General features: G+C 67.6%; 20 protein-coding genes and 1 pseudogene. 8 read left to right on the plus strand and 13 right to left on the minus strand.

Annotated elements, in window-relative coordinates; all coding sequences use genetic code 11:
- Window positions 1-315: 315 nt before the first annotated feature.
- Window positions 316-1,533 carry a hypothetical protein gene (locus AB0C30_RS41330; protein WP_357954364.1) on the minus strand — a complete coding sequence of 406 codons (1,218 nt, stop codon included), beginning with the start codon at window positions 1,531-1,533 and terminating at the stop codon, window positions 316-318.
- A gap of 383 nt (window positions 1,534-1,916) precedes the next feature.
- Between AB0C30_RS41330 and AB0C30_RS41335 the strand changes: the two genes are divergently transcribed.
- From AB0C30_RS41335 to AB0C30_RS41345, 3 genes are read left to right on the plus strand one after another with little or no spacing between them, the layout of a single operon-like run.
- Entirely contained in the window at window positions 1,917-3,536 is a 1,620-nt protein-coding gene (locus tag AB0C30_RS41335; RefSeq protein ID WP_357954366.1) for a tyrosine-type recombinase/integrase, read from the plus strand.
- Entirely contained in the window at window positions 3,533-3,943 is a 411-nt protein-coding gene (locus tag AB0C30_RS41340) for a hypothetical protein (RefSeq protein ID WP_357954368.1), read from the plus strand. Before AB0C30_RS41335 ends, AB0C30_RS41340 begins: the two co-directional genes overlap by 4 nt.
- Window positions 3,944-3,956: 13 nt before the next feature.
- Window positions 3,957-5,372, plus strand: coding sequence for a pentapeptide repeat-containing protein (locus tag AB0C30_RS41345; protein WP_357954370.1), 1,416 nt, complete (start codon window positions 3,957-3,959; stop codon window positions 5,370-5,372).
- 67 nt (window positions 5,373-5,439) lie between these two features.
- Here AB0C30_RS41345 and AB0C30_RS41350 read toward each other — a convergent pair whose 3' ends face one another.
- The 5 genes from AB0C30_RS41350 to AB0C30_RS41370 form a co-directional block, all read right to left on the minus strand.
- Complete coding sequence (locus tag AB0C30_RS41350; RefSeq protein WP_357954371.1) at window positions 5,440-5,610, minus strand: hypothetical protein; 171 nt, start codon at window positions 5,608-5,610, stop codon at window positions 5,440-5,442.
- 185 nt (window positions 5,611-5,795) lie between these two features.
- Window positions 5,796-6,467, minus strand: a complete 672-nt coding sequence (locus tag AB0C30_RS41355) for a 3'-5' exonuclease (RefSeq protein ID WP_357954373.1) — start codon at window positions 6,465-6,467, stop codon at window positions 5,796-5,798.
- Between the two features lie 81 nt (window positions 6,468-6,548).
- On the minus strand, window positions 6,549-7,139 hold the full coding sequence (locus AB0C30_RS41360) for a hypothetical protein (RefSeq protein ID WP_357954375.1): 591 nt from the start codon (window positions 7,137-7,139) through the stop codon (window positions 6,549-6,551).
- A 161-nt stretch (window positions 7,140-7,300) separates the two neighbouring features.
- Entirely contained in the window at window positions 7,301-9,718 is a 2,418-nt protein-coding gene (gene fxsT, locus AB0C30_RS41365) for an FxSxx-COOH system tetratricopeptide repeat protein (protein WP_357954377.1), read from the minus strand.
- 52 nt (window positions 9,719-9,770) lie between these two features.
- On the minus strand, window positions 9,771-10,511 hold the full coding sequence (locus AB0C30_RS41370; RefSeq protein WP_357954379.1) for a MucR family transcriptional regulator: 741 nt from the start codon (window positions 10,509-10,511) through the stop codon (window positions 9,771-9,773).
- 433 nt (window positions 10,512-10,944) lie between these two features.
- Here AB0C30_RS41370 and AB0C30_RS41375 point away from each other — a divergent pair, with 433 nt between their 5' ends.
- Both AB0C30_RS41375 and AB0C30_RS41380 read left to right on the plus strand, forming a co-directional pair.
- Window positions 10,945-11,730, plus strand: coding sequence for a hypothetical protein (locus AB0C30_RS41375; protein ID WP_357954381.1), 786 nt, complete (start codon window positions 10,945-10,947; stop codon window positions 11,728-11,730).
- Window positions 11,727-12,293 (plus strand): hypothetical protein, encoded by a 567-nt coding sequence (locus tag AB0C30_RS41380; protein ID WP_357954383.1) that lies wholly within the window; start codon window positions 11,727-11,729, stop codon window positions 12,291-12,293. The genes AB0C30_RS41375 and AB0C30_RS41380 overlap by 4 nt, the downstream gene beginning before the upstream one ends.
- A gap of 209 nt (window positions 12,294-12,502) precedes the next feature.
- Here AB0C30_RS41380 and AB0C30_RS41385 read toward each other — a convergent pair whose 3' ends face one another.
- The 6 genes and pseudogenes from AB0C30_RS41385 to AB0C30_RS41410 all read right to left on the minus strand — a co-directional run bounded on the left by AB0C30_RS41385 (window position 12,503) and on the right by AB0C30_RS41410 (window position 21,461).
- Window positions 12,503-12,877, minus strand: a complete 375-nt coding sequence (locus AB0C30_RS41385; RefSeq protein WP_357954385.1) for a hypothetical protein — start codon at window positions 12,875-12,877, stop codon at window positions 12,503-12,505.
- A 19-nt stretch (window positions 12,878-12,896) separates the two neighbouring features.
- On the minus strand, window positions 12,897-16,394 hold the full coding sequence (locus AB0C30_RS41390) for a tetratricopeptide repeat protein (protein ID WP_357954388.1): 3,498 nt from the start codon (window positions 16,392-16,394) through the stop codon (window positions 12,897-12,899).
- Window positions 16,395-16,880: 486 nt separating this feature from the next.
- Window positions 16,881-17,459: pseudogene (locus AB0C30_RS41395) on the minus strand (hypothetical protein); the annotation flags it as partial.
- A 323-nt stretch (window positions 17,460-17,782) separates the two neighbouring features.
- On the minus strand, window positions 17,783-19,213 hold the full coding sequence (locus AB0C30_RS41400) for a hypothetical protein (protein WP_357954389.1): 1,431 nt from the start codon (window positions 19,211-19,213) through the stop codon (window positions 17,783-17,785).
- 818 nt (window positions 19,214-20,031) lie between these two features.
- Window positions 20,032-20,799 carry a hypothetical protein gene (locus tag AB0C30_RS41405; RefSeq protein ID WP_357954390.1) on the minus strand — a complete coding sequence of 256 codons (768 nt, stop codon included), beginning with the start codon at window positions 20,797-20,799 and terminating at the stop codon, window positions 20,032-20,034.
- Window positions 20,800-21,218: 419 nt separating this feature from the next.
- Window positions 21,219-21,461, minus strand: a complete 243-nt coding sequence (locus AB0C30_RS41410) for a hypothetical protein (RefSeq protein WP_357954392.1) — start codon at window positions 21,459-21,461, stop codon at window positions 21,219-21,221.
- Window positions 21,462-23,220: 1,759 nt separating this feature from the next.
- On the opposite strand from AB0C30_RS41410, the gene AB0C30_RS41415 reads away from it, so the two are divergent.
- The 3 genes from AB0C30_RS41415 to AB0C30_RS41425 all read left to right on the plus strand — a co-directional run bounded on the left by AB0C30_RS41415 (window position 23,221) and on the right by AB0C30_RS41425 (window position 25,597).
- Entirely contained in the window at window positions 23,221-24,675 is a 1,455-nt protein-coding gene (locus tag AB0C30_RS41415; RefSeq protein ID WP_357954394.1) for an FAD-binding protein, read from the plus strand.
- Between the two features lie 78 nt (window positions 24,676-24,753).
- Window positions 24,754-24,996, plus strand: a complete 243-nt coding sequence (locus AB0C30_RS41420; protein ID WP_357954396.1) for a hypothetical protein — start codon at window positions 24,754-24,756, stop codon at window positions 24,994-24,996.
- Between the two features lie 25 nt (window positions 24,997-25,021).
- Window positions 25,022-25,597 carry a C39 family peptidase gene (locus AB0C30_RS41425; protein WP_357954398.1) on the plus strand — a complete coding sequence of 192 codons (576 nt, stop codon included), beginning with the start codon at window positions 25,022-25,024 and terminating at the stop codon, window positions 25,595-25,597.
- Window positions 25,598-26,226: 629 nt separating this feature from the next.
- Here the strand turns inward: AB0C30_RS41425 and AB0C30_RS41430 are convergent.
- Window positions 26,227-26,592 carry a hypothetical protein gene (locus tag AB0C30_RS41430; protein WP_357954401.1) on the minus strand — a complete coding sequence of 122 codons (366 nt, stop codon included), beginning with the start codon at window positions 26,590-26,592 and terminating at the stop codon, window positions 26,227-26,229.
- Window positions 26,593-26,753 lie beyond the last annotated feature (161 nt).

Genomic DNA, 26,753 nt, shown 5'->3' on the forward strand with positions numbered 1-26,753 from the left:
TCTCGGCGGTGCCTGCAGCACCGGTGCCAGACGCCATCACCACCCAAAACATGACATTTTCGTGATCAAACGAGGATTGCCAGATTTGTATGCCTACTTTTACGCATTGCGCTCTGGTGTGGGCAAGCATTGCGAATACAGGAAACCCTGGGAATGCTGACCGAAATCGGCATCGAGCACTCCAGCGGCGATCGAGCTGCTCCTACGCGACCTCTAGCCGAGACGACGGCACCTGCCGAGACCCACCGGCCAGCTCACGAGCAGGCCGAGATGCCCGAGAGGCGGCGACAAGCGGCAGGGCACACGACCAATGACTCAACGCCGGCCTCGGTTGACCTCGCTGTCCACCACCTGCGCGACAGCCTGCGCCACGTCGTCCTGGGTGCGGTGAAGCCCGACGAACTGGGCGTAACGAACCAGGGCCGGAGCCATCGCATCACGACGCTCGGCGAAGGCCCTCATCTCCTGGCGCATCTCGGCGGAGACGGTAAGCTCACCGAGCAACTCCGCACCCTGCTCGGCGCTTTCGAACCGGAACTCTGGCCGGGCGCTGAAAGAGCTATCGTAGGCAGTGGACATGAGCACCGGCGTGCCAGCGCTGTTAGCGATCGCACGTCCTTGACCGTACGACTCGGCGTCCCGGGATTCCGGCTGGTTCTCCAGCCGTACTGGACTGACGCAGACATCCATCGCACCGTACAGCTCAGTAGCTTGGGCGCCGGTCAACTCGCCATGGATGCGCACGCAACCGGCGAGATCGTTTCGCGCCACGAAGGCGCGCATCTGATTCAGGTAAGGCTCCTCGGCGGAGTCCGACCGGCTCGGCAACTGCCACCCAGGCCCGCCGGCGAGCAGCAGATCGTGAGTGCGCCACAGCCCCGAGTCGAGGAAGATCTGGAGTGTGGTCAGCATGGCCTTGTTCGCATGGAAGTAGTCAATTTGACCAACCAGGGGACGCTCAGCGCGGAGGTGCAGGCCGGCATATGCGGGGTCACTGGATAGTCGGTTTCGCGTCAGCACGGGGTCTGCAGAGAATGGCACCGCATCAACCGGAATGCCGTCTGTCACGACCTCCATACGCTGCGCCAACGCGCCGAAAGAAGAGCGCTGAGCCTCACAGAGGCAGAAGAGCGTGACATCGGCGGCGGCGAGCAATGGCATTGTGTCGACGTTGTCAACCGGACCATTGTGCAGGACTGCTGCCGCCCGGGAATCGGCCGCTCGGGCGGCGGTCAACGTCTCCCGCAGGACCGGAAAGCTAGGGCCCAGCATCAGGACCGCATCCGCCCGTTCCACCTCGACAACTCGTCGCACATGATCACCGAAGCGGTCGAGCAGCGCCGTCGTGTCCTCGGCGTAGACCTGGGGCGTCCGATCCGGCCGACACCAGGACGGAACCGGCGACAATCCGCGCGTGGTGACAGAGGAGCCGAAGTCACTGTCGGCGGAGGCAATGGGCACCACGTCACAGCCGAGCGCTGTCAACATCCGCACCAACCGCCAGGCGACCCTTTCGACGCCGCCGTATCGCATTTCCGCAGGATTTTCGCATGCGACCGCGGGTGGAGCCACCACGATGACTTTCGCTGTACTCACCATGCTCCTCGGGAGAAGGCCACCGTATTACACAAAGATGGACAATGCTGGCCCCGCGCCGGGGCATGACGGCTCTTCGAACTTGATCGGGGTTGAGGCCTGACCGTTCGTGCTCGCGTGGCTGGGGTGCGGTCGGCTCTTGAGGGAGCTCGCGGCTTCCGTCGATCATTTCTGTTGTCGACGCAGAAGATCACGACAGAGAAGCCGCGAGCATGGTCAACGATACGACCCGATTACTGGGCTTGGATGGCCTGGCCGTCGCCGAGGTCATCGCAAGAGATGAACACGCTGGTCAGGGGCCAATCGTATGGTTGGCGACGATGGATGAACGGGCGAGGGTGTGCCCCGGCTGCGGGGTGCGGGCCACCCGGGTGAAGGAGTGGGTGACCACTCGGCCGCGGGATCTGCCGGTTGCCGGGCGTCGCTGTGAGCTGCTGTGGCGCAAGAGGCGCTGGATCTGTTCGACGGCGGTGTGCCCGCGCAAGACGTTCACCGAGCAGGTAACGATCGGCGAGACTCTCGCTCCCCGCTTGAACGCGATCGACTCCCTGACCTGCGTTCGAGCCTTCTACCTCGACATCGCTCAATGGGCCTTGGAAGACCCGGCTCGCTGGGGGCCCTGGGCCGCGCCCTGCCCGATCAGTTCGGCGGAGATCTCTCAGAAGAAGCAGCTCTCCCGCCGCAAGGCCCGCATGGATCAGCGCACTCGAGAACGGCTCCCGACCCTGCCGGACCTGGTCCGCGCCGCTGAGCAGCACCTCCGGAATGCTCAAGCACGGCTGGCCGCTCTGCGGCAGGCCCGCCCAAGCGAGGCCTTCACGGTCTTGGGCGAGACCTTCACCAAGGCCCGCGGCCACCACTTAGGCCGCCGCGACTCCCTGACCTCCTTCGACTCGACCGGGCGCCGCCGCGAGCTGGCCAGGGAGGAGAACCGAGCGTTTTGGGGCTGGGCCACGATCGAGATCCTTCGGCACACCGGTATCCGGATTGAGGAACTCCGCGAGCTCAGCCACCACAGCATCACCCAATACCGACTCCCCAACACCGGCGAACTGATCCCGCTCCTGCACATCGCGCCCTCCAAGACCGACGAAGAACGCCTGCTGGTCGTCAGCCCCGAACTCGCCGATGTTCTGAGCACGATCGTCTGTCGCATCCGCGGCGAAGACGGGGTGATCCCCCTGGTCTCCTCCTGGGACACCTCCGAAAAACTCCGGAACCCGCCCCTGCCGCTGCTGCTCCAGTGGACCAGCGGCGGCCAGATCCGAGAGATCTCGCCCGGCACCATCCGCCGGGCCTTGAACGAGATCCTGCTCTTCACCGACCTGACCGATGCCTCCGGCCGACCGCTCACCTACTCACCCCACGACTTCCGCAGGCTGTTCACGACCGAAGCCATCGTCAACGGGATGCCACCCCACATCGCCCAGCTCCTGCTCGGACATAAAGACATCAACACGACCATGGGTTACAAGGCGATCTATCCCGAGGAAGCGATCAACGGCCATCGCGCTTTCATCGCCCGCCGCCGCTCGCTGCGACCTGGCATCGAATACCGCACCCCGACCGACGAGGAATGGGATGAGTTCCTCGGGCACTTCGAACGCCGCAAGGTCGCGCTGGGCGACTGCGGTCGCGCCTATGGGGCCAGTTGCCAGCACGAACACTCCTGCGTCAGATGCCCACTTTTGAGAATTTCGGCGGATCAGCGGCCGCGTTTGGAGGAGATCCGCGCCAACTTGATCGCCCGCATCGCCGAAGCTGAACGTGAGGGCTGGCTCGGCGAGGCCGAAGGTCTGCGGGTCAGCCTGGCCGCGGCCGAAGGCAAGCTCGCCCAGCTCGACGAGCGGGCCCGCCGCGCGACCACCATCAACCTGGGCATGCCGGCCTTCCCGGACATCGCCGGCCGCACCGCCGTACTCCCGAAGAGGACCACATGACCCCGCCCATCGAGCTGGCTGCCGCATTGCGACACCAAGCCCAAGGAGTCCACTGCCTCCAAGCCGCCGCCGAGTTGCTCATCGCGCAGACCTGGCTGCAGCGCAGCGACTTCACCGGCCGGTTCGTGACCCTCGAGCACGGCCTGTTCGACGGCCTGCCGATGGCCACCGTCGACTGGACTGCCGCCATCACCGCCCTCGATAACGGGACACTGCCCTGCTCTGCAGGCGAGCAACGCATGCTGCGCATCATCGCGAGTCTGGCCGACGGCGTCCCGGTCGACCTTCGACAGACGGTGACTGGAATCGATCAGCACAAGGTCGATCTGCTGGTTATCGCCATACGCCGCGCGGTCGGCCAGCGCCGCATCGCCCTGTTGCCGGAAAGCCGTGGCCGCGATACCTGAAATGGGCCACGGTATGGACGTGAAGCCTGCCTCGATTGTGGTCCTCGTGGTTGGACTGGTGCTAGCCGCGGCGATCGGCTGGATGCTTGGCCCCGGCGCGTCCTGGTGGCTGGGGCACGTTGACGGCGTGACTGGCCTGACCGGCGAGAAGCTCGCCTCCGCGGTCGACGCGGTCCGCGGCCGCACCCTGGCGTTCGCCACCGGCCTGGCCGCCCTCGGCGCGGTCTACTACACCGCGCGCAACGCCGACACCGCCCGACGCACCTTCCAGCTCGGCGAGCGCGGTCATGACACCGACCGCTTCGGCAAGGCAGCCGAGCAGCTTGGCCACGATCAGGCTCCGGTCCGGCTGGCTGGCCTCTATGCGTTGGAACAGCTTGCCCAGAACAACCCTGCAATGCGGCAGACCATCGTGGATGTGATCTGCGCCTACCTACGCATGCCCTACACGCCGCCTCGGGACGGCAACCACGAGGATTTGGGCCCCGCGGTCCCGCGCGCGGCCATCGGTGGGATAACCAAATTGGACAGCACCAAAGGCCGCGATCCGCACGAGGAACGCCAAGTCCGGCTCACCGCCCAGCGCATTCTGGCCGCCCATATCCGCGATCCTGCTCCCGCGGCCCGCCGCTGGTGGCGACCCGCCACATCGCCTTCTGACGCCTTCTGGCCCGGCATCCGCCTGGACCTGACCGGAGCCACCCTCGTGGACCTTGACCTCAGCAGCTGCCGCATCGGGCCCGCTCTCTTCAACGGGGCGGTCTTCACAGACTTCACCACGTTCGAAGGAGCGACCTTCACAGACGCCGCTCAGTTCCCGGGGGCGGTCTTCGGCTTCACCACGTTCCAAGGAGCGACCTTCACTAATGCCTGGTTCGGCGGCGCGACCTTCAAAGGCAGCGCCTGGTTCAAAGGGGTGACCTTCACGAGTGACATCCAGTTCGTCCAGACGACCTTCATGAACGGCGCGAGATTCGACGGAGCGACCTTCACAGCTCCCGCCGCCATTGTCGCGGTGACCTTCAGGGGCTCTGCTCAGTTCGAGGGGGCGACCTTCATGAACGACGCCTGGTTCGAAGGAGCGACCTTTGCGAGTACGGCGGCGTTCAACGGGGCTGCCTTCAAGGGGGCAGCCAGTTTCAACGGGGCGACCTTCACCGGCGACGCGGGGTTCAACGGGGCGTCTTTCGCCGAAGAAGTCCGATTCCTCGGCGCCACCTTCACTGGCGAAACTACGTTCGACAAGGCGACTTTTGGCGGTATCGCCGAGTTCCCACGAGATGGCTGGGAACAGGCTGTCAACCTCGATGGGGCGTTAGTGACATCCTCGGCGATGGGCGCAAGGCACGTGTGGCCGCCCGGTTGGCAGGTGGAGCCAGAAGGGCGAAGTGGCGGAGTGCTGCGGCGAGATCCTTCATGCAACTCATAAACGAACAAACGGGCAGGCGGCGCCTACGCTCCATGCGCTAACAGGTCGCTTCTGACCAACTTCATGATCAATTTTTTAGTTCAGAGAAGGTGAAGGGCCAGCGTTCGAAGCCCTGCGACAGCAGGGCCACGCTGTCGAAGGCGCGGTCGCGGTCGAGGTGGGCGGTGTCGACGCCGTCCCAGGTGACCGACCCTTCCTCGGGCAGGTACAGGCCGGTGAGGAGTTTGGCGATCGCCACTTGGGAGCGCGCACTCCCAGGCTCGTCGCGACGCGGCCACGAGGAGCGCTTCCGCAATGATCACATCGACGCCTCGATCTCTTTGGATCCGATCGGGTTCCTGTTTTCGGCTCCATCGCCGGCGCGGGACGATCGCGCTATCGTCCGGGCTGGCCGCACCATGTCGAGTCCTTGGCGGACCGATGTCAGAACAGCTCGCTTTGCACCACTCGGGCTGCCTGGCGGCTGGGTTCGGGTTTGACGTACACCCCGCCGACGGCCTGCAGCTCTAGCAGAGTGCGCCAGCGGTCCGCCCGCACGCCCTCCACAGCCAGGCGAGTGAACACCTGCGCGGTCAGCTCGGCGTCGGGCAGGGCCCGGTGCCGGTCGGCCGGGATCGTCAGCCCCAGGCGGCTGGCGACACGATCCAGAGTGTGCGAACCCAGCTCGGGCAGCACGACGCGGGCCATCCGCACCGTGCAGATCAGCGGGATCGCGGCCACGGTCGGGCAGTGCCGACGCTGGCCGCCGATCAGCGTGGCCTCGGTATGCGCCGAGTGGGCAACCAGCCGGTACGGTGGCGCGACGAAGCAGGCATCCAGCGCGCACATCACCTGGTCCGCGGGCGGCGCCGCCGCGAGCATCGCCGCGGTGATGCCGCTCTGGGCGGTGGTGAAAGCAGTGACGGGCACGTCGGCGGGCGGGCTCATCAGCGAGGTGAACCGGCCGCTCTCCACCCACGCGCCGTCGCCGGTCAGGCGACCGGCCACAACGGCGACCTCGATCGGAACCGGCGAGCGGCTTGCGGGGGTGAGCCCCTCGAAGTCGATGACCGCCCACGTGACGCCCACCAGATCGCTCATGCCCAGGCTGCGCACACTCCCGCTCCCCTCGTGCCCCGCCAGGAACACACCCCGTCATCCACCGTCTCTGACCATTCGGCGATTCCTCGACTCGACCTATTTATCGCTGCTGGAACCGGGACCCTGCCAAGAGAACCTGAACCCTGCCAAGCCCGACCGGAACAGCTGGTACGGCAGCGTCTTCGGACTCCTCGGCACAGGCACCAGGGTGTCTCCCGGCCAGAACGCGCCCTGACTGCTGGCCTGCTTCACCAGCGCAGCGAGCTCGTCCAGGTGCCGCTGACGGCCAGCTGGATCAACGGGTACTCCGCCGCCGAAGCGGACGCTGGTCATGGGGCCGTTGGCCAGCAGTGCGGCCATCACATCCGGCAGCCCAAGCGGCATCGCATCACAGCGGCCGGCCCGCGTGAGTCCCACCAGGTGTTCGACGACCTGCTCCCAGTCGCCGATCTGTGCCCAGCTCCGGCCACCGTCCAGCTCGAACGTCAAGGTCGACAGCGGCACGACGCAGCCCGGCCGGCGATCGGGGAATTCGGTCAGGCAGCGGTAGATGAGCGCGCCGTCCGGCTGCGGCAGAGCCGAATGCAGCAGGGTACGGGCATGCACGATCGAGGCGTTGATCGCCACTGGATGCTGCGGCGAATGGTAGGGCTCATGCAAGGCGAGAAAGTAGACGTCCGAAACCATCAGAAAAGCTCCCTCAGTCACGACGTGGCCACGCGAAGTCGCAAGCACCTTCTCACAGGCTCTACCGCAATCGGCGGCGAACAGCCGGCGCATCGGTGCGGAGCCTGTGGCCGGCCCGGGTGTGGATGAGAGAGCGGTTGGTGCGGCGGACGGCGCCTAATTTAGTCGCGGGCGGCGGTCGCGCCCCTCGCCTGCCCGGTCCAGTTGGCGAGGGCGTGTCGGTTGGCCAAGGTGTGGGGGTGGTCGGCGCCCAGGACTCGCTCGCGTACGGGGAGCAGGGCTGCGTACTGGTCGCGGGCGGCGACGGGGTCCCCCGCCTGCCCCGTCCAGCGGGCGAGGGCGTGTCGAACGGTCAGGGTTTCGGGATGTTCAGGGCCTTCAACGCGTTCGCAGATGGGGAGTAGGGCAGCGAGCTGATCGCGGGCAGCGGCCGCGTCCCCCGCCAGCCCGGTGAAGTAGGCGAGCTGGTGCCATGTGTCTAACGTGCGCGGGTGCTCGGCGCCCTGGACGCGTTGGCGGATGGGGAGCAGGGCGGCGTACTGGTCGCGGGCGGCGGCCGCGTCCCCCGCCCACCCGGTGAAATGGGCAAGATTGTGTCGGGTCCTCAGGGTGTCGGGGTGCTCGGCACCCTGGACGCGTTGGCGGATGGGGAGCAGGGCGGCGAGCTGATCGCGGGCGGCGGCCGCATCCCCTGCATCCCCTATCCAGTCGGCGTAGTCGTGTTGGGTCCTTAGGGTGTCGGGGTGCTCGGCACCCTGGACGCGTTGGCGGATGGGGAGCAGGGCGGCGAGCTGATCGCGGGCGGCGGCCGCGTCTCCCGCCAGCCCGGTGAAGATGGCGAGATGATGCGAGGTCTCCAAGGAGTGCGGGTGGTCAGCACCCTGGACACGTTGGCGGATGGGGAGCAGGGCGGCGAGCTGATCGCGGGCGGCGGCCGCATCCCCCGACTGCCCCGTCCACTCGGCGAGGTTGTGCCTGGTGGTCAGGGTGTCGGGGTGTTCGGCGCCAAGGTGCTCGGTGCGGTGGTCGCACAGCTGCCTGGCCAAAGTGCGAGCGGTCCGGGAGTCGCCGGCGGCGCCGAGATACGTGGAGATTTCGTGGAGGGCATCAGACCCGGGAGGCAGGACGGTGAGGCCGTGCGGCAGCAGGCGCCGGTAATCAGGCCAGGCGGCAGGTACGTAGGGTGTGCCGGGGAGGGCTTGCTCCAGGATGGTGTTGGCGACGGCAGACCAGGCGTTGCGCTGGCCGTCGGTGAGCCGATCGAGGGTGACGGCCTGGACCAGGCGGTGCATCGAGACCAGCCCGTCATGCGGTCGGCTGATCAAGCAGTAGCGGCGCAGCGCGGCCATCGCGGTGTTGACCTGCAGGCGTCCGGCGGGGAGCAGACTCAGCTGTTTCTTGGCGCCCTTGCCCTCACCGAGTCCGACGAGCGAGTCAACGGTGAGATCGTCAAGCAAACGGTGGTAAGGGATGTCCTCAGGCGCGTAGCAGGCCAGCAGCCGCAGCAGGGCGATCGCCTGCGGGTGGGTGCCGGTGAGCTGGTCGAAGGCGGCCTGCCAGGTGGAGGTGACCTTCTCGGCATAACCCCAGGGCTTGCCCTCGGCGAGCAGCGCCGGCCGGTGGCGGGTCAGCAGGTCGAGGTAGCCGCTGGGGTCGGTGCCGGTTTCGGCCATGTAGGCGCCAGCCTGCTCCAGCGCCAGTGGCAGGCCGCCGAGTTTGGCCGCCACGGCGGCCGCCGCCTGCGCATCCTCGCGACCACTGCGCTCCAGCAGGAAGGCGGTGGCCGGACCGGAGTCCAGAACGGCCAGCTCCAGGCCGTGCGGGTCCGGCCAGCTTCCCGACCGGCTGGTGATCAGGACATGCCCGGAGCCGGTGGGCGGCAGGAGGCCGTGGAGGGCGTCGGCGTCGGGCGCGTTGTCGAAGATCAGCAGCCATCGGCCAGGATGGGCGTTGAGTACAGCGTGCACCTGACGTACGGGATCAGCCTGGTCAGCCTGCTGCACGCCGAGGTGGGCGGCTAACTCGGCGAACGCGGCCGACAACATGGTGGGATCCTCGGCGGGCAGATGCCACGCCAGTTGGTATTCGTGCTGGTAGCGGTGGCTGTATTCGGCTACCAGGCTAGTCTTGCCGATGCCGCCCAGGCCATGGACCGCCACCCAGTAGGGCAACGTCGAGGCGTTGGTCAGGCGGTCGTGCAGGCTGGGCAGCGTCTCATCACGGCCGACCAGGTGCAGCGGGCGCGGCATCAGGTGGAACGGTCGAGCAGGCGTCCGTGGCGCTGTCATGTCCACTGGCTCCAGGGCCTTGCTCGGTTCCGGCGGTAAGGACGCGGGAGCGGAAGGCGGACGTCGTTGCAGCCATACCCCTAGCCCACCGAACAGCAGCCCGGCCACCATGCTGATCACGCTGGCGCGCTTGTCGAGAACGTCCAGCAGATCTGTGGGGAGGTTCAGCGGGTCAGCCAGGAAGAACCCGGCCACGCCGGCCAGCAGCGTCACCAGGGCCGCCGTCCAGGCCAGCGCCCGCGGCCAGCGCCGAGGCCGTGGCTCACCCGGCAGAGGAGGAGAGGCCGTCACTCCTCCAGCGTGAGGCTACAACCACGCCCAGCGCGCATACGTCGCAAACCCGTTATCGCCCGCCGAGCATGTCTCGCTGAGCGCCGACCCGGTGGCTGTTCCATTCACGAAGGACTCGTGCCGTGCTGTGAACCGCCTTCGTCACAGCCTTCATGGTCCCGGCCTGGGCCAGCGCGGTCTCAAGGTCTGGCCAGTCCCGCCGGGCGAAGGCCGCAGCACGCCGGGGCCGGAGCCGTCCACCGGCTGTCTTCCACCCCTGTCCGAGAATCTTGGTTGGCCAGCAGGCCACCGTGCCCGGGTACCGGCCGACGAGCTCGGCCAGCGCGTACACGCTCACGTCCTTCGTCTGCCGGATCAGCTCATCCCAATCGTGGTATCCGAGCTCCACGGCCTTGCGGCACAGGACGTCGCGGGCATTCTGGTGCGCCTGCGTCCGCCCCTTCACGAAGCCGGCCTGGTGCGCTGTCCGCACACCAGGCCGGGGCGCCGTCTCGGTATGACGATTGCCGGTCCGGGTTGCTCGTCTGCGCGTGGCCGGATCTTGCTCCTCCATCGAGATCAGCACGCCCGCGTTCAGCCGTTCCTTGGCCTGCTCGCGCCACAGCTCGCTCAGGTCGGAGGAGGCGAGCGGCAGCGTCACGGGCAGGCCGTACTTCTCCCGGTACTGGTCAGCGGTCATGCCTTCACCCTGGTTGAGGTGCACGGCCAGCGACCGACACCAGCGCCCGCACTCGAGGCATTGCAGTCGGCCACCGCGGCTGGGCTGCACACCGGGCGTAGTGAGGGAAGGCATCAGGCGGTGGCGGGCCGAAGGTGGTCCCGGACGGCGTCGGCCGCCGTCTCGGTGATCGTGGTCTCGTACTGGTCGGTAGCGACGACGACAGCGTGGTGTATGGGCTGGCGTTCGGCCCGGACGGCCGCACCCCGGCCAGCCCGTGCGCCGGTATCGACCTCTGCCGCCATCGCGTGATCGGCCCAAACGCCTGGCCACGCTATCGATGCAACATGCCTTCAAGATCGGTCAACGTGCCTTACGTGCCTGAAAAGATCATCTGAGCTCTGACCTGCGAGAAGAGGCCAAGAACCCAAGATAACGATCGAACCGGCTCGACCGGCGGCTCCCGATCGCCGACGACACCGCCAAGCTCATCCTCGATCAGCAAGCAGTTGTCCGCGCTGCCTTCCCTGACACCTCGCCTAAAGAGCTGGCGCTGTTTCCCGGTACCTTGCGCAACCCCGACGGGAAGCGCTCGCTTCGCGCCACGTCACTGAGCAACTTCCACCGCGAGTGGGTCGACACCATGCCGCCTTTCCAACTCAGCGACGGAGGTATCTTCCCGCAGGAGGACGTCGTGGCGGCCGTCTACCGCCACACCTACGCCCAGCGGCATGCAGACGCCGGCACTCCGATCGACGTGCTGCGCGAGCTCATGGGCCACAAGAGCACGATCTCCACCCAGGTCTACTACCGCATCACCGAGAAACGCAGCCGAGAAGCCGTCGAGCAGGTCGCCACCCATCAATTCGACGGTGCCGGCAACCGCATCTGGCGACAGACCGCGCAGGTTCTCGACAGCGAACGCGCCCGGATGCGCGTCGGCCAGATCTCGGTCCCCTACGGGATCTGTGTGGAACCCGCCAACGTCCAGGCCGGAGGGGGCGCCTGCCCCTTCCGGTTCCGCTGCCTGGGCTGCGGGCACTTCCGCACCGACGCCTCTTACCTTCCCGAGCTCCGCACTTACCTTGACCGGCTGCTCGCCGATCGCGAGCGGGTCCTGGCCGCCACCGAGCTCACTGATTGGGCGCGTACCGAAGCCGCCCCGAGCGAGGAGGAGATCACCGCGATGCGCGTACTCATCCGCCGCGTCGAGAAACACATGGACGAGCTCACCGATGACGAGCGCGCCCAGATCGCCGAAGCGGTCAGGGTCGTGCGTTCCACCCGCCGCACCGTCCACCTCGGCATGCCTGCCATCCCTACCGACACCCGACACGTCACCATGCGCCCATGACCTCCACCGACGACACCCTGAACCCGCTGGTCAAGGCCCGGCACCGCGACACCCAGACACGCAAGCAACGTGTCCGGCAGGCACTCCAAATCCTCCATGAGGCCGGGGCCGACATCACCATCTCCTCCGTCGCCCGCGCCGCCGGTGTCCATCGCAGCTTCATCCACCGCCACTCCGAACTCCACGCGGCCGTCCTGAACACTGCCGCCGCCATACCTCCGGCACGACCAGCCCCTGCGGTCAGCGCAGCCTCCCTGCAGGCCGACCTGCTCAACGCGCGTCAGCACAGTGACCGTCTACGCCTGCGCGTCATCACCCTGGAAAGCCGCCTCTCCAAGACCCTCGGACAGTCGGTGGCCCAGGATGTCGGGCTTCAGCCGAACGAGGATCTGCATGTCCTCCGCAGCCGGGTCGCCGAACTCGAAGCACTCATCCAAAACCTGCGTAGTCAGATCTGCGACCTCACCGACGATCTCGACGCAGCTCGCGCGACCAATCGAGAACTGATGACACAGCTCAACATCACTCACGCGGCGAGCATCGCAGAAGTTCGCCTACGGTGAGCAAGATCAACGGCGAGGGTTAGCGTCCACGGGACCATTCATTGGAGCGTTTCGCGTGCCTACCCCGTTTGCACTCACCGGTGAAACGGTGTTCGCCCTCGACCTGGTCGGCCGCGTGCGGTGTCTCACGGATGGTCGCCTTTGAAACAGCAAGACAGACGCGGCGCCGGTCGTGGTGATCTTCAGGTCATCGAGGGTGGCAGCCCGGTCTACTGCGGGGCGTGCGGGGGCTCGGGCTGGGCGCTGAGGATGGTGAGTGTTTCCTGGACGGTGATGGCGATGACCTCGTCATCGTGAACGCTCATCGTGCGGGTACGCCGCAGCTCGGTACGGACGGTCCGGGTGACGACGTCCGCGGCCGGGGTGCTGGTCTTCTGCTTCAGGTCGGTGTAGACGGTCCAGGCGAGTGCGGCCACGCTGACGATGAGCGAGCTCAGGGAGATGGGATCGAGGTACTGGTCGGGCCGGCGGCTGGCGTCGCGAGTGTGGAGGGCGGCTTCGACGTCGGTGACGAGGCCAGGCCCGTACTGGGCGGTGAGGCGATGGGCGGCGGCTCGCGCGCCTTCGGCGGCAGGGTCGGTCATGGTTGGCTCCTGAGATCGGTCATGTGTCGGGAGCGAGGACATAGTCCCGCACGGCGGAGGGAAGCGGCCGGCCGGTGATCTTCTCCCAGCTGGCTTCAAGCGCGGGCAGGCCGGCTTCAGCGGTCAGGCGCTTGAGGTCGCGCGGTCCTGGGCCGGTGGCGGGATGGGGAAACTCCTCAAACACCGCCACACACCGGATCATCCAATGCAACGCCTGACCGAGCTGGTTCCGGGATTCGGCGAGAAGACCGAGCTGGTGGTAGCTGTTGGCTATGCCGGGCCGGTTACCGAGTTCCTCCTTGATGGTCAGGGATCGGTGGTACCAAGCGTCGGCCTCATCGAGCAGCCCTCGATCCTGCGCGACCATGCCGAGCTGGTGGTAGCTGGTGGCCATGCCGGGCCGGATGCCGAGCTCCTCTTTGATGGTCAGAGACTTGTGGTACCAGTCCTCGGCCTCATCCAGCAGCCCCCGCTCCTGCGCGACCACGCCAAGCTGGTGGTAGCTGGTGGCCATGCCGGGCCGGTTACCGAGCTCCTCTTCGATGGTCAGAGACTTGTGGTACCAGTCCTCGGCCTCATCCAGCAGCCCCCGCTCCTGCGCGACCACGCCAAGCTCGTGGTAGCTGGTGGCCATGCCGGGCCGGTTACCGAGCTCCTCTTCGATGGTCAGACACTTGTGGTACCAGTCCTCGGCCTCATCCAGCAGCCCCCGCAGCTGCGCGACCACGCCGAGCCGGTGATAGGCGGCGGCAATGGAGCCGAGGTGCAGGGGGGATTGCTGCTGGAGGGCCGTGAGAAGGTTCAGGTAGGTGTGCTGGGCCTGGTCGAGCCGATGAATCCGGAGGTGCCGGTCGGCTTCGCTGCCGAGGATGAACAGCCAGAGCTGACCGCCGTCTGTGTCGAGGCTGGGCGCGGCTCCGTCGGGCCCTTCGAGAGCCAGGCGAGCCCGGTCGGTCCAACCTTGGGCTTCCTCGCTCAGCCCCCGAAGGACCCAAAACCCATCGAGGGGTCGGATGATGTGCTGGGCGTGGTCCCACAGCTGGTGGTCCAGGGCGTAGCCGAGCATGCTGCCCAGGCTGCGGCGCTGCAGACCGATCACGGTGAACGCCAGTTGTGCGGCCCCGCTGGAAATCTGCTGGCGCAGCCATCGGCTGAGGGCGACGTAGGCGCTCAGGAGTGCTCGGGTCGTGAGGGTGTACTGCTGGTCGAAGCCAGCCGGGAGGTCCAGGCGCCAGCTGCTGGTCAGGTAGGCAGGCAGAGCGGGGTGGATCCGATACATCCCGACACCCAGCGAGGTGAGCAGTCCGACCGCGCTGGCCCCGTCCAGCACGCGTACCCAATCCTCGCGGCTTCGGCCCTGAAACAGCGCTGGGACCTCCGGCTGCTGCGACATGATCGCCAGGACGTCGGCGTCAGCGATGCCGTGGAACAGCGCGAGCGTGGTCAGGGCCTGCCGGTCGTTGGTGGGCAAGTGGGTGAAGGAGTAGGCGACGCAGGCCGACAGGGACGTGCTGCGGTCCCCATCGTCGCGGCCGGGGATCGGGGCGGCGCCCTGCAGCGCGGCCAGCAGCACGCCGGGTTCGGTGGTGTCCAGATGCGGCACGATCAGCCGCATGGCCAGCGGATGGCCATCCAGCCACTGCATCAACTCGGCGAACACCGGTGTCTGGCGGCGCGGCCGGCTGTTCGGGAAAGGCTGCAAGAGCTGATCGGCGTACTCGATCGCCTCGTGCTCGCCGAGGCCACCGACGTTCATCCGCCGAAGCTCCTTGTCCAGCCAAGTCTCGGGGCCGCGGGTGGTGATCAGGACCGAGCTCTTGCCCGAGCGGGCGAGCTCGGAAAGGAAGCGCCGTAACTCCTCCAACTGGGGGTCGGACAGCGGCGGGGTGGCCGCGGTCGGGTCGGGCATGGAATGCACCGATTCGAAGTTGTCCCAGATCAGCAACAGCCGATACTCGGACAGCAACCGCCGCACGATCCGGGAGCGCTCGCCGGGATCCTGCTGCGCGAAGTCGACGCCGAACACGTGTAGCCCGATGGCGGTGATGACCCCGTCCAGGTCGAAGGAGGCGACTCCGGGGGCGAAGGAGTGCCAGAGCACGAAGTCTGGGCGATCGACGCCGCCGGTGTCGCGCCACCACCGGCCGAACGCCTTGGCCAGCTCGGTTTTGCCCGTCCCGCCGGGCCCGTGCAGGATCACCACGCGCTGCAACCTGGCGGCGGCCTCCAGGGTGTAGAACAGGTCGTCACGGCCCACAAACGTGCTGGCCGGAGCTAGATCATCGTCTGCCTGGGTGCTGTCGCCGGGGCTGGTCCGCAGCCGGTCGAGCATCTCCTCCAGCGACGCCCCCCGGCGATCGGTACGCAGGTTCGAAAAGCTCACGTCGCGGCGCAGATAGTGCACCGGCACCACCCAGTCCGCCAGCGGCAGCGGGCCCTTGGGGCTGGGCCTTTTGTCGTGCAGGGCCAGGCGGGAGCGGCCGGCGGTGACCGCGTCGGCGACCCGGTCCCCGGCGAACAGCCGCTCGTAGAAGGCGGTCATGAACTCCGCCGCGGCCACCGCGTACACGCTGTAGGCCATCGCCACCACCGAGGCCGCCCCACCCTGCACCAGCCGGGTCGCCACCGCCGCCTCCACCTGGCCGCCGACCTGCCCCGACTGGCAGGCGTTCAACACCACCACCGGCACCCGCCCGGCCGACAGCACCTGCGCCACCCGCTCAGCCGACACCAGATCCGGCTCACCGCCGGGCGTCTCGAAGGCCAGCATCCCGCGCGGGAGCGGCCCCTGGAAACGCAGCGGGTCCCACCCCGGGGCCGGGACGTGCCCGCCGCCGAACACGCCGTGCCCGTCGAAGTGCACGACCTGGAACGGCTCGCCCGCCGCGACCGCCTCGTCCAGGACCTGCTGCAACCGGTCCAATGTGGGCGGCCGCAACACGACCAGATCGACGCTGCCGCGTACCGCCTCCAGCCGCTCCAGCAGCGGCCGGGCAATCATCTGATAGCCCACATCACGCTCACCGGCCGGCCGGGAGATCACCATCAACACCCGCAGCCGCGCGCCGCCCGCGGGGAAGGCCTCGCTCAGGTCAGCCGCCGGCAGGCTGCGGGTCAGCGCGACCTGATCCAGCACCAACGGGCGGCCGCGCGCAGGATCACACATCAACTCCCACGGCAGCCCCAGCCGCTGCGCGGCGGCCGACTGCAGAACCACCTCAACCGGATGGCCCCGCGCCCGCACCGTCGCGTACGCCGCCCGCACCGGCGCCGAACCGAACACCGCCTCGAAAACACTCTCCCCCCACCCGGACAGTTTCGCGGCGATATCGCTTCCACGCTCGGAATACACCGCGAACGGGTAACGCAGATAGTCCTCCAAATACCAGCGCAGATCCTCCAACGCCTGCTCATCGAGCGGCCAGGCCACCTCAACAGGCCGCCCCACCGCCCTGGGAAACTGCTCGCCAGCCAGACATATCGCCACCGACACCCGGCCATCAGCATCGATGTCCACCAGTAACCGATCAACCACCAGCCCCGCCCGCCATTCCATAACGAGACACAAGCCCGCGCCCCCGCGAGCACCGCACCGGCATCCTCAGGCTAGACACGCCACCCCCCACCGGCACCCCAGCGACATGGAACTGCAACCAAATGGCCTCCACCGGACACAAAGAATCCGGCCGATATCACGCATAAAGACCTATTGCGAGCGAGCCTACGCAAGGAGCCCAACCACCGAATTCCGATCGACTGCACCGCCGCGCTGGTCCATTCCCGCGACGCTGCGCCCCTCAGCGCGTGTGTGCAGACGACTCCTGACATCCGTGCACTCGACTTCGGAAACTGACACACACCTTAATGATCTTGGTCGGAACTCTTGAGTTCGGGACCGTTTCAGGGATTACATGACCTTCAACGGAATGATCGCAGTCGCAGACGACCAGCGGAGGTTTGTCACCGTTGTCCGCAATGAGCGACACCTGTCGCCGACCAGCAATTAGCCAGCAACGCCGGATGACCGGCGAACACGCGGCGAGGATTCTCGATACCGCGCCCTAACCCCAACAGAATTGTATTTCCACCAGCTTCGCGCGCCGGGCTGGTAGGGCTCGGCGGCGGCTTTGATCACCAGTCCCTCGATGCCGTGCGTGGCCAGTGAGGTGAACCACAGGCGAGCCTCGACCGGGTCGTTGGTCTGCATGGACAGGGCGAGCGGGCAGGCGGCCGGGATGCCGGCGAACAGTTCCTCCAGGTGCTTGCGCCGCTCAGCCAGACGTTGGGTGCGGATATCAACACCGTCGACCTCCAGGACGTCGAAGAGCACGAGGTGAGTGGGTTCCACTATCGACAGGTGGCGGGCGTGGTTGCCGCCGCCCACGCGGCGCTGCAACGCGGCGAAGTCGAGCCTGCCGGCGGCGCTCCAGCGGACGATCTCGCCATCGATCGTCCGTTTCGGGAGGTGTTCCCATACCGCGAACACGACTTCGGGGAACATCTCGTTGAGCCGGCTGCCGTGCCGTGAGGAGAGCTGTACCCCGCCGTCGCTGTCGGTCCGAGCCAGAGCCCTGTAGCCGTCATACTTCGGCTCTTAAAAGGCACCCCCCGCGCCCAGTCGACGGCTCAGGCAGGTAGTCGACCGCCAGTGCCAGCATGGGGCCGGCCGTGCGAAGCGTAGCCATAATGCTCCCCCTCGGATTCAACCGACACGGGGGTGCGATGAGGGAGTTTACCCAGGTCAGAAGTGGTGCGCAGCCAAGACATAGCAAAGCGGCCCCGCCGAACATCGATGCAACATGCCTTCAAGATCGGTCAACGTGCCATACGTGCCTGAAAAGATCATCTCATCTCTGACCTGCGAGAAGAGGTCAAGAACCTCAGATAACGATCGAGTCCGGGAGGTCACCCCTCGTCGAAGCCGACGGGGTAGTGGCCGGTGAGGCGGCCGCGGGCGAGCCTTCGGTAGTAGTCCTCGAGCGCGGGGTCGGCCACGATGGCCGCCCAGAGCTCGGCCGCCCTCGGGTGGTCGAGCTCCGCCAGCCGGTCAATCGCGTCGGTGCGCTGCTTGCCATTCCCCTCGGGACCCTCCGCGAGCTGGACGAGCACGTTCGGGTCACCGAGGTCGGCCAGTTCCCTGGCCGCCCACACCCGGTGCGCCGCCTCCTGGGCCCGCTCGCCCGCGAGCCGCTGCAGCAGAGCCCGACCTGCCGGAGAGCCGGCACGGGCCAGAGCCGCCGCCGCCCTGATACGCAGCGACGGATGCAGCGCCTCGCCGGTGAAGCCGGTCAGCAAGGCGACACCTCGGGGGTCGCCCACCTCCAAGAGCCTGGAGGCGGCGAGAACCCCCACGTAGCGGGGGTCGGTGGCCAGGTCGACCAGCAGGTCGGCCTCGTCAGGACCGGCGTACTCGATGAACCGTTCCGCAGCCCACGGGTGGGACTCGCGCCGGGCGGCAGCGTGCAGGAGCAGCATGCCGTCGGGCCGGCGCAGCCGGACGGGCGCGGCTGCGGCGTGGGAGTGCTCGGTGGCCAGCCTGGCTAGCAGTCGCGCGCCGCGCTCAGCGTCGAGAGCCGCCACAGCCTCGGCCGCGTGGACCCGCGTGAGGTCGGGCGAGGCTGTGGCGGCGAGAGCGGCAAGCAGCTCAACGGCGTCCCGGTCGCCGAGGTCAGCGAGCGCTTTGGCGGCGTCCAGCCGGTAGCCGTCGTACACCTCGGGATCGGCCACGACCCCCTTGAGCAGTTCGATGCCGCGAGGGTCGCCGCGTCCGCCCACCTCGGCTGCCACCTGGACGATCCGGTGCGGGCTCAGCGCGGCGGAGGCGTCAGCGAGGGCGGCCCACAGCTCCGACACGTCCAGACCGGGTACCCGAGCCAGGGCCTTCACCGCCGGGAACCGCAGCGCCGGATCGCCGACCACGTCGGTCAGGGCGGAGACGGCCTGCTCCGGAGCCAGGTCACACAGCTTGAGCAGCGCCTGCAACCGCAGATGGTCCCGCAGGCTGGGGTCGGTGGCGAGCTGGGCGAGCGTCACGGCACCGCGTGGATCTCCCAGGTTGGCCAGAGCGGCCGCGACCGTGACGCGGGACAGGTCGAGCTCCGGATCAGCCGCCAAGCGGGCGAGCGTGTCGGCGAACGCTTGCCGTACAAGGTCGCCTGGATCGCCCAGGCCAGCCAGCATCTCCGCTGCGAAGCCTCTGACGTGCAGGTCGTCATCGTGCAGCGCCCGCTCGGTCAGCGCGGCCACCCCGCGAGGGTCTCCCCTTCCAGCCAGCTTGGCCGCGGCGGAGACGGCGTCGATGTAGGGGAGGTCACCGGCGGCGAGCGCCGCCAGCACATCGGCGGCGCGCGGGTCGCCGATTTCAGCGAGACGGCCGGCGGCGTAGAGCCTGCGGTCGCTGCGGAAGGAGGCGTCGGCGCTCTGCGCCGCTGGAAATCCGGCAGCGATGTCGTTGGGCGCGTTCGCTGTCCGGCTCTCAGATCACGGATGTCCCCGGAGGCAGGGACCGGGCGGCACCACCCTCCCCCAGGGTCGTACGCGCTACCCGGTCTGCCCTCGATTCCGTACGCAACTGCCGGGGCACTGACGCTCCTGATCGTTATCAGCCACCTGATCCTCAACCTCAACCACTTCAACAGGCATAGCGGGTAAGGGCGCCATGTCATGGCGCTGCCCGAGGCGGCCGCGGTGTTCAGCGCCACCTCGCCGAGCAGGAGATGCCAAGGAACGGCGCGCGCAGGCCTTGGTGCGAGTGAGTGCCGCAGGGGCGCCCACGACCCTTCCGTCACGCGAAGCCGCGTCGACGAGGCAGCGCAGGGCGGCGTCCGGCGAAACTTGCGCACCCGCTCGGCCTTACCCGGGCAGGTCGAGGTGAGGCAGGAGCTGTTTTGCGTCCAGAGTGCCGTCGAGACCGGAGATACGCTCGCAGACCTCGCCAAGCGCTGCCGCATCACACCCAACAAGGTGCCGCCGTGCCTCCAGCAGCGTCCGCTCACGCTAGGGGTGGAGAAGAGGACTCGGCCTGCGTCAACGGAGTCGGCTGGCCGGATGCTCGCCGTGCCCCGACACTACGCCGGCCTACCTCAACCGCACAGAGCGGCCCGGCTCGCGCGCGTGCACACCCTCGTAAGAGGCGCCTGGAGCGTATGGCTCGGTCATAGCGCGATGAAGAGTTGGGGTAGCTCGGCGAGTTGGGCGCGGATGTCACGGTGGCGCTGCCGGCGTTCGAGTTCGGCGGCGATGGCGGCGTGGTAGGCGTGGTTGACCTCGATGGGTGTGAGATGCCAGTTGTCTATCTCTTCGTTGAGCGCGTCTCGGGCTTGCTCGGCCTCGGCGGTGGCTTGCTGCTGCTCGATCTTCCGTTGCTCGATCATGTGGGGGCTGTTCGCCCAGGGCTGGGGTTCGGGGTTGTCGGCCTGGTGCTTGCTGTTGACCGCAGCGATGGCCTTATCGGAGACGGTTCCGCGCACGGTGATGCCGTTGTCGATGAGCGTCAGTGTCGGGTTGTAGCTGCGGTAGGTCTCCTTTTTCAAAACCAGGGTTTCGGTGAGGTCGTTGATCCACTCGTGGACGGCGGCGGTAAGGTACCTGTCGGTATCGGGGGACTGGAACTGGGGGTTGGCGTTGACGTAGTGGGTGGGCCAGTCGAAGGTGGGCTTCTCGTGGACGCGGGTGCGGAGGAGTTCGGAGCCGCGCTGCCACACGATGTGCCAGTGGGTGAGTTGGCTGTCGCCGCACCGGTCGGGGTGGTAGTTGACCATGCCCCACGGCTGGCCGTTCAGCGTGCCGTCGTCGGCTATGAGTGGCTGCTCGCGGATCTGCCGGAAGACGGTGAGCGTCATCCGCCTGCCGTTGACGGTCAGGGTCTTCAGGTCCACGGTGGCGGTGCCGATGCCGGCGGCGGGGGGCGTGGTGGTGATCAACTGAGGGCCTTCCTGGCGTCGTTGGCGGCGTGAGCTGCGCCCACCTGGGGCGCAAAGTACCGAGCGAGGACCTCGTCCTGGATGCCTTCCCGGCAGTCGGGGCCGATGCCGTAGGCGCTTGGACAGCGCATTGGTCAGGGCGCGGGCGCACTGGCAGCAGCAGAGGGCCAGTTGGGCGAAGCGGCGGCCAGCGGCGATGTGCGGCGCCGGGCCAGGAGCAGATTGCACCGTTCCGCACCATCCGGGATGCTCCCGATCACGACAGCACACAAGGCACAGGGGCGGATGACCTCGAAGCGACACGGGCGGGTGACTCCCCCACCATGTTGGCCGCGGTGTACGCCATGTGAGCGGCTGACTTCGACCGGGCCGGCAAGACCCGCCGCGGCTTCAAGGCGGGTCCACCTTCGTTCGCTTGCCTATCGTGCGCCGTCAGCGAACATTGCTGTCGCCCACCCCAGAACACGCCGCTGCGCGGCGGGGTTCTTGAGGCTGTCCAGCACGTCGTGGACCGCCCTCATTGCCGTAAACTCCGCCTCCACATCAGCGTTGCTACCCTTGGCCGCAGCCTCGTCCTCGACGTCGACTTCTTCGCCGTCGCCTGGCGCTGGCGCCGTGGTGTCCCGCAGGGACGGAACTTGCATGATCAGTGCACTCTTCATGCGTACTGACCATAGGACCTGCCCGCATGCTGAGCCGGGGGAACAGCGACCCGTCCGGGTAAGTCCTGATCGCGCATGTCGCTCGGCTACGAACCCGCTCCCGCGAAAACCCGTTCACCTGCGCTGCCAGCGGAAAGCCTCCCCAGCGGGTCTCCAGATCAGCCCTGCGGGGATCTCTCTCCCACCGTTTGGTCAAGCGGCGCGGTAGACGGAGACAAGGGGCGTCGCGTGTCGCTCCACTCCTCCTGCGTCGATCTTCCTCGGTCAGTGAAGATGGGCAGAAGATCGGAGGTTCTGGCGATGTTGGCAGGCTGGCTTGCGTTGGAATGGGGGCGTGTACCCGAATACATCGGCGCGTTGATGACCGGCACTTCTGCCCTCATCGCTGCCCTGGCGTACAGGCGTACTGTGCTCGAAAGAGAGCGAGAGCAGGCGCATCTTGTCGGGGCATGGGTTGTCGCTGGCGCCGATCCCGGACATCAAGTGCTTTATGTGGCCAACCGGAGTGATGCTAGCGTATTCGATCTTGCTGTGACTGTGTCGGATCAGCAGCCTCTGGCTCTCGGCGAGTTGCCGTCCCTTACGACAGCGCAGGCGGATCTGCAGGATGTCGCGCCGTCCAAGACCCTGACCAGGAAATTGAGTGTTGAGACGTGGCTGGGGTTCTCGATGGGCATGACGTGGTTCACCGAGATCACTCAGCTACCGACGCTAACTTTCCGTGATGCCTTGGGGCGGCGGTGGCGGAGAGACTCCCATGGGGATCTCAAGCGCATCAACGTTAGGGACGTCAAGGCGCATGCGGTCCAAGCTAGCTACCGATTCCCTCTCTGGGGCCGAGTGCGGCTCTCCATAGGCGGGAGGCCCCCAGAGCGCGGCGCAGAGCGGGACGACACCTAGCCAGAGCATCGCTAGGACGCGATGGCACATCATCGTGTTGGCTTGGGTCTCACGCCCGTGGCATGAGGCGCAAAGCCCACGGCCGTGGACGTCGTTGGGGTCTAGGCCCTCAAGCTCAAGCTGTCGGCGGGAGAGTGGCTGGTGGTCGGCGACGGTGACCTGTGCTGCACGGCACACCAGGCAGATGCGGTCACGCTTGGGTGTGGCTGGTCTGCATATTGGTGCTGCCACCGGAGCTGTGATGGAGCGATCGGCAGAGGCGGCGGCCGTGGTGACTGCGGCGCACCGTGATTTCCTCGCACGTGAACCTTTCCTGCGCCCTGCCCACCGCGACGTACGCCTCGACCGGAACTCACGGTCGACAACGGGTGAATCCTGACCCCGTGGCTGGTCCGGGTACGCCGGTGCCGGCCTCCTGCCGACCGGGCACGATCTGAGCGACGTGAGTGTGGGCCGCCACTGAACTGGTGGTCCCCGCCTGCAGAAGGCTGGTTTGTGTCAGTGACCATCACTATCGAGCCACGGCAAGACACGCGCGCCCTTCGTCGCCGCCGAGCGCCCACGCCGCTGGCAGAGCCGACCAAGGTCTTGCGGGGCCGGTGAAGTGGTTCATCCCTGTCCGGCGCGTGTCGCACGCTGAGCCGAACTGGCCAGGCGCGGGGGGCCTCGCCGAGCTGGGAGCCGTACGACATGCCGAAGAACCAGCCCACCGCCGCCAAGTGCCCCACGGCTGGCCCGTCGCGGCCCGAAGCGCCGTGGTAACCCTTTTGTGGCTGTCATCCAGTTTCGTCCGGGTGGCGTCGCCGGGTGCCGTCAGCGATGATCGACGCGACGTGACCGCGCTGCGAAAGGATCGGGTATGACGTGGTATCCGTGGAGACAGGCGTTCCTCACGGCGGGGGCGGCCGTGGTCGGCTTCGACCCGTCCACGCGCACATGGGTCACCGACGCCCGGTCTCAGGGGATGGCCGACCTGCCGCTGCTGAAGGGCAAGGTGGTGACCGATCCCGCCTCGCGCGGCCAGGCCGCCGACGACTTCGGGCACCTGGTCCATCGGACCCCCGGGGCCGTGCTGGAGCCCGGCGCCGTGTCGGACATCATGCTGATGATGAAGTACTGCCGGACGCACAGCCTGCCCGTGGCCGCGCGCGGCCAGGGACACGCCACCTTCGGTCAGGGCCAGGTCGCGGGCGGTCTGATCATCGACATGACCCCGCTCAACGCGGTTGAGGTGCGGGAGAACACGGCTGTTGTGGAGGCGGGCGCGCTCTGGAGCAGCTTGGCGCAGGCGACCCTGGCCCACGGCCTGACCCCTCCGGTCTTCACCGACTACCTGGAGCTCTCGGTCGGCGGCACGCTCTCGGTGGGCGGTGTCGGCGGCCAGACCCACCACCACGGATCCCAAGCGGACAGCGTCGTGGAACTGGAGGTCGTCACGGGGGAGGCCAGCCTGAGGAGGTGTTCCGCGCGGCTACGCCCCGACCTCTTCCGCGCGGCGCTGGCTGGAAGAGGACAGTGCGGCATCATCACCAAGGCCACCATGCGCCTGCTGCCCGCCCCCGCGATGGTCCGCCACTACCTGCTCTCCTACCCCAGCGTCGCCGCGCTGACCGCCGACCAGCGGCGCGTGGTCAACGACGGCCGCTTCGCCTACGTGGAGGGAGAGCTCGGGCTGCCGACCGACTCCGCCGGCTGGAGCTACCAGCTTGAAGCGGCCGCCTTCTTCAACGGCACGACCCCGCCCGACGACACCAGGCTGCTCGCCGGGCTGGGCGACCAGCCCGGCGACCGGCAGATCCAGGACATGTCCTACTTCGACTTCCTCAACCGGCTCGCCGCGGGCGTCGCCTATCTGAAGTCCACAGGCGAGTGGTACCGCCCGCACCCCTGGTGGAACATGTTCCTGCCCGCGAGCCACACAGACGCCTTCGTGGAGGCCGCCATCAAGGACCTGACCGAGACCGAGGTCGGCGCCAGCGGCGTGGTCCTGCTCTATCCCTTCCCCCGCGCCCGCCTGCACCTGCCCTTACTGCGCATGCCCGACGAGGAGACGGTCTTCCTCTTCACCCTGCTCAGAACCGCCTCGCACGGAGCCGAGAGCCCGCAGGACATGGTGGAGGCCAACCGTTCCCTCTACCTGCGCGCCCAAGCCATCGGGGGTTACCAGTACCCGGTCGGCTCCATACCCACCACGCCTGAGGAGTGGCGCACCCACTACGGCCCTTCATGGGCCGCCTTCGAGGCGGCCCATGAACGCTACGACCCCGACGGAATCCTCACTCCGGGCCAGGGCGTCTTCCCTCCGAGACCGTGAAGTCCGCCGCCGTTCGAGATCAACCAGGCGCTGCTGGACCAGGTAGTCGCCGTCGGCGACGTCGAGATCGTCGAGGTGATGGCGGCCTGCTTCGCCCACCTGAAGGTCGTCATCGAGCCGAGCGGCACGTCCGCCCTGGCCGCGGCGATGTGCGGGCGGATCGAGATCATTTCCGGCACAATCGGTGTGGTCCTGCCCGGCGGGAACACCGCCTGGACCACGTTGCGGTCGCTCCTCGGCCGCGCCGAGACTGCTGGGGGCGATAGTGGTGTGCCTGGCCTGCACGCCTGGAGCAGGCAGCAGCCAGCAGGCGCTGCATGACGGTGTCGCCCTGTTCACCCAGTACATGAGCCCCCAGCGGATCGGCGCCATCGCCTACGAAGGCGCCGATCCCGCTGATGACCCACGATGGCACGCCTCGGGGGCACGCACCCGAGCCGAGTACGGCCGCTGGTGCCGGCACGCGTGCGGCATGGCCTGCCTGCAGATGGCCCTGGACCACCGCGACGGGCACGCCCCGCCGCTGCTGGAGCTCCTGCACGGCTGCCGCGCCTACGGCGGCTACGTCGAGCACAACGACGGCCGGATCAAGGGCCTGTACTACGCGCCGTTCGCCGACTACGTACGCGCCGCACATGGCCTGCACGCCGAGGTGCACTCGCACCTAGCCGTCGCCGACCTCCACGGCCTGCTCGCCGACGGGCATTTGGTCATGGCCTCGGTCCACAAGGAGATCCGCCGCCCCGAGCTGCCGGCTCCCGGCCGGGGCGGGCACCTGGTCCTGCTTACCGGCCACGACCACGGCCTGATCCACCTGCACAACCCCTCCGGCCACACCCCCGGCGCCCGCCAGGCCAGCCTGCCCATCGACACCTTCGAGCCGTTCTTCGGCGGCCGCGGCATCGCCCTGCACACGCGCTGACCACATCCCGGAGGAACAAGGTGACGATCACGTGACGACCAGGGTGCTGATCTCGGTGGACATGAAGGGCATCACCCGACGACCCCGCTCACGCCCACTACTGGGCCGAACGGCGAAGGCAGGTCAAACCTCGCATCGACGGATACACGCTCCAGCTGATTACCAGGCAGAACACGCGGTGCCTGTTCTGCGGAGACCACCTGCTGACCGTCGAGCAGCCACCGCACTCCCCCGATCAGTGGGAACGCTGGTGGCTGCATGCTGCCCGGCGCGATCAGCGCCGACTATCTCGTGTTCCATGCGCAACCCGGCATCACCAGACGGCAATCCGACCCGCCTCGTGCACTCCTCCTACCTTCGCGGGCCCTCGCCCGCCAACGCAGCCAGCACCATCCTGAACCGCCCTCTGGGGTTTGCCTTTGCCGTGTGCCGCGATGAGTGGCATGCACGGTTCTTAGGGGACCAACCCTGTGGTGATCTCGGTCTTGATGGCGATGCACTGTCTGCGGGCAGGGACGCGGCAGCGTGTGCCAGCGGCAGCCGCATGCAGGATCGATCTCCGTTCAGAGAAATGATCGCCAGCGGCAGGTCGGCGTGTCGTCCGAATCGTAGACGTAGCCGACCTGCGATCAGGGCCCAATGCGCTGGGCGACGGCTTCCGGCAGGGCACGAATCATGGCGATGTTGATCAGCGCCGTCTGGCGCAGATTCATACGGCTGAGCCCGAAGCGGTCCTCGCCGATCGCGATGGTGAAGTCCAGGAGAGCCCGCTCGGTGGTGGCCCATCGGTCGAAAGCGCCGTTGTCGAACGCGGTACGCGCGGCGGCCCAATCGATGTAGGCGCGCTCGCCGGCGTCGTCGACGCACGCATTGGTGAAGGCCTCGTTGTCGAGCCACGCGCTGTGGTCGTCCTCGATGAGGAGTCTGATGGCGGCTTGACGGTGAGGCTCATGGTCGGCTGCCCCGGCGAGAAGTCGCTCGGCGATGGTGCTCATGTGGCGATTGTTCCACCGTGGCAAGCGAACGAGCAGGAAAACTGTGGCGCCGCCTGCAAGACGTCAATGGTGGCTTGACAGCGGACGGCCGCGTCGACGGCATCCCGGTCCAGGCACTGGCCACGCCCATCACCGGGATCACCGGCGAGTGGGTAGTGCGC

Origin of the sequence: Nonomuraea sp. NPDC048901, from assembly GCF_040649695.1 — a bacterium.
In the GTDB taxonomy this organism is placed as follows: Bacteria; Actinomycetota; Actinomycetes; order Streptosporangiales; family Streptosporangiaceae; genus Nonomuraea.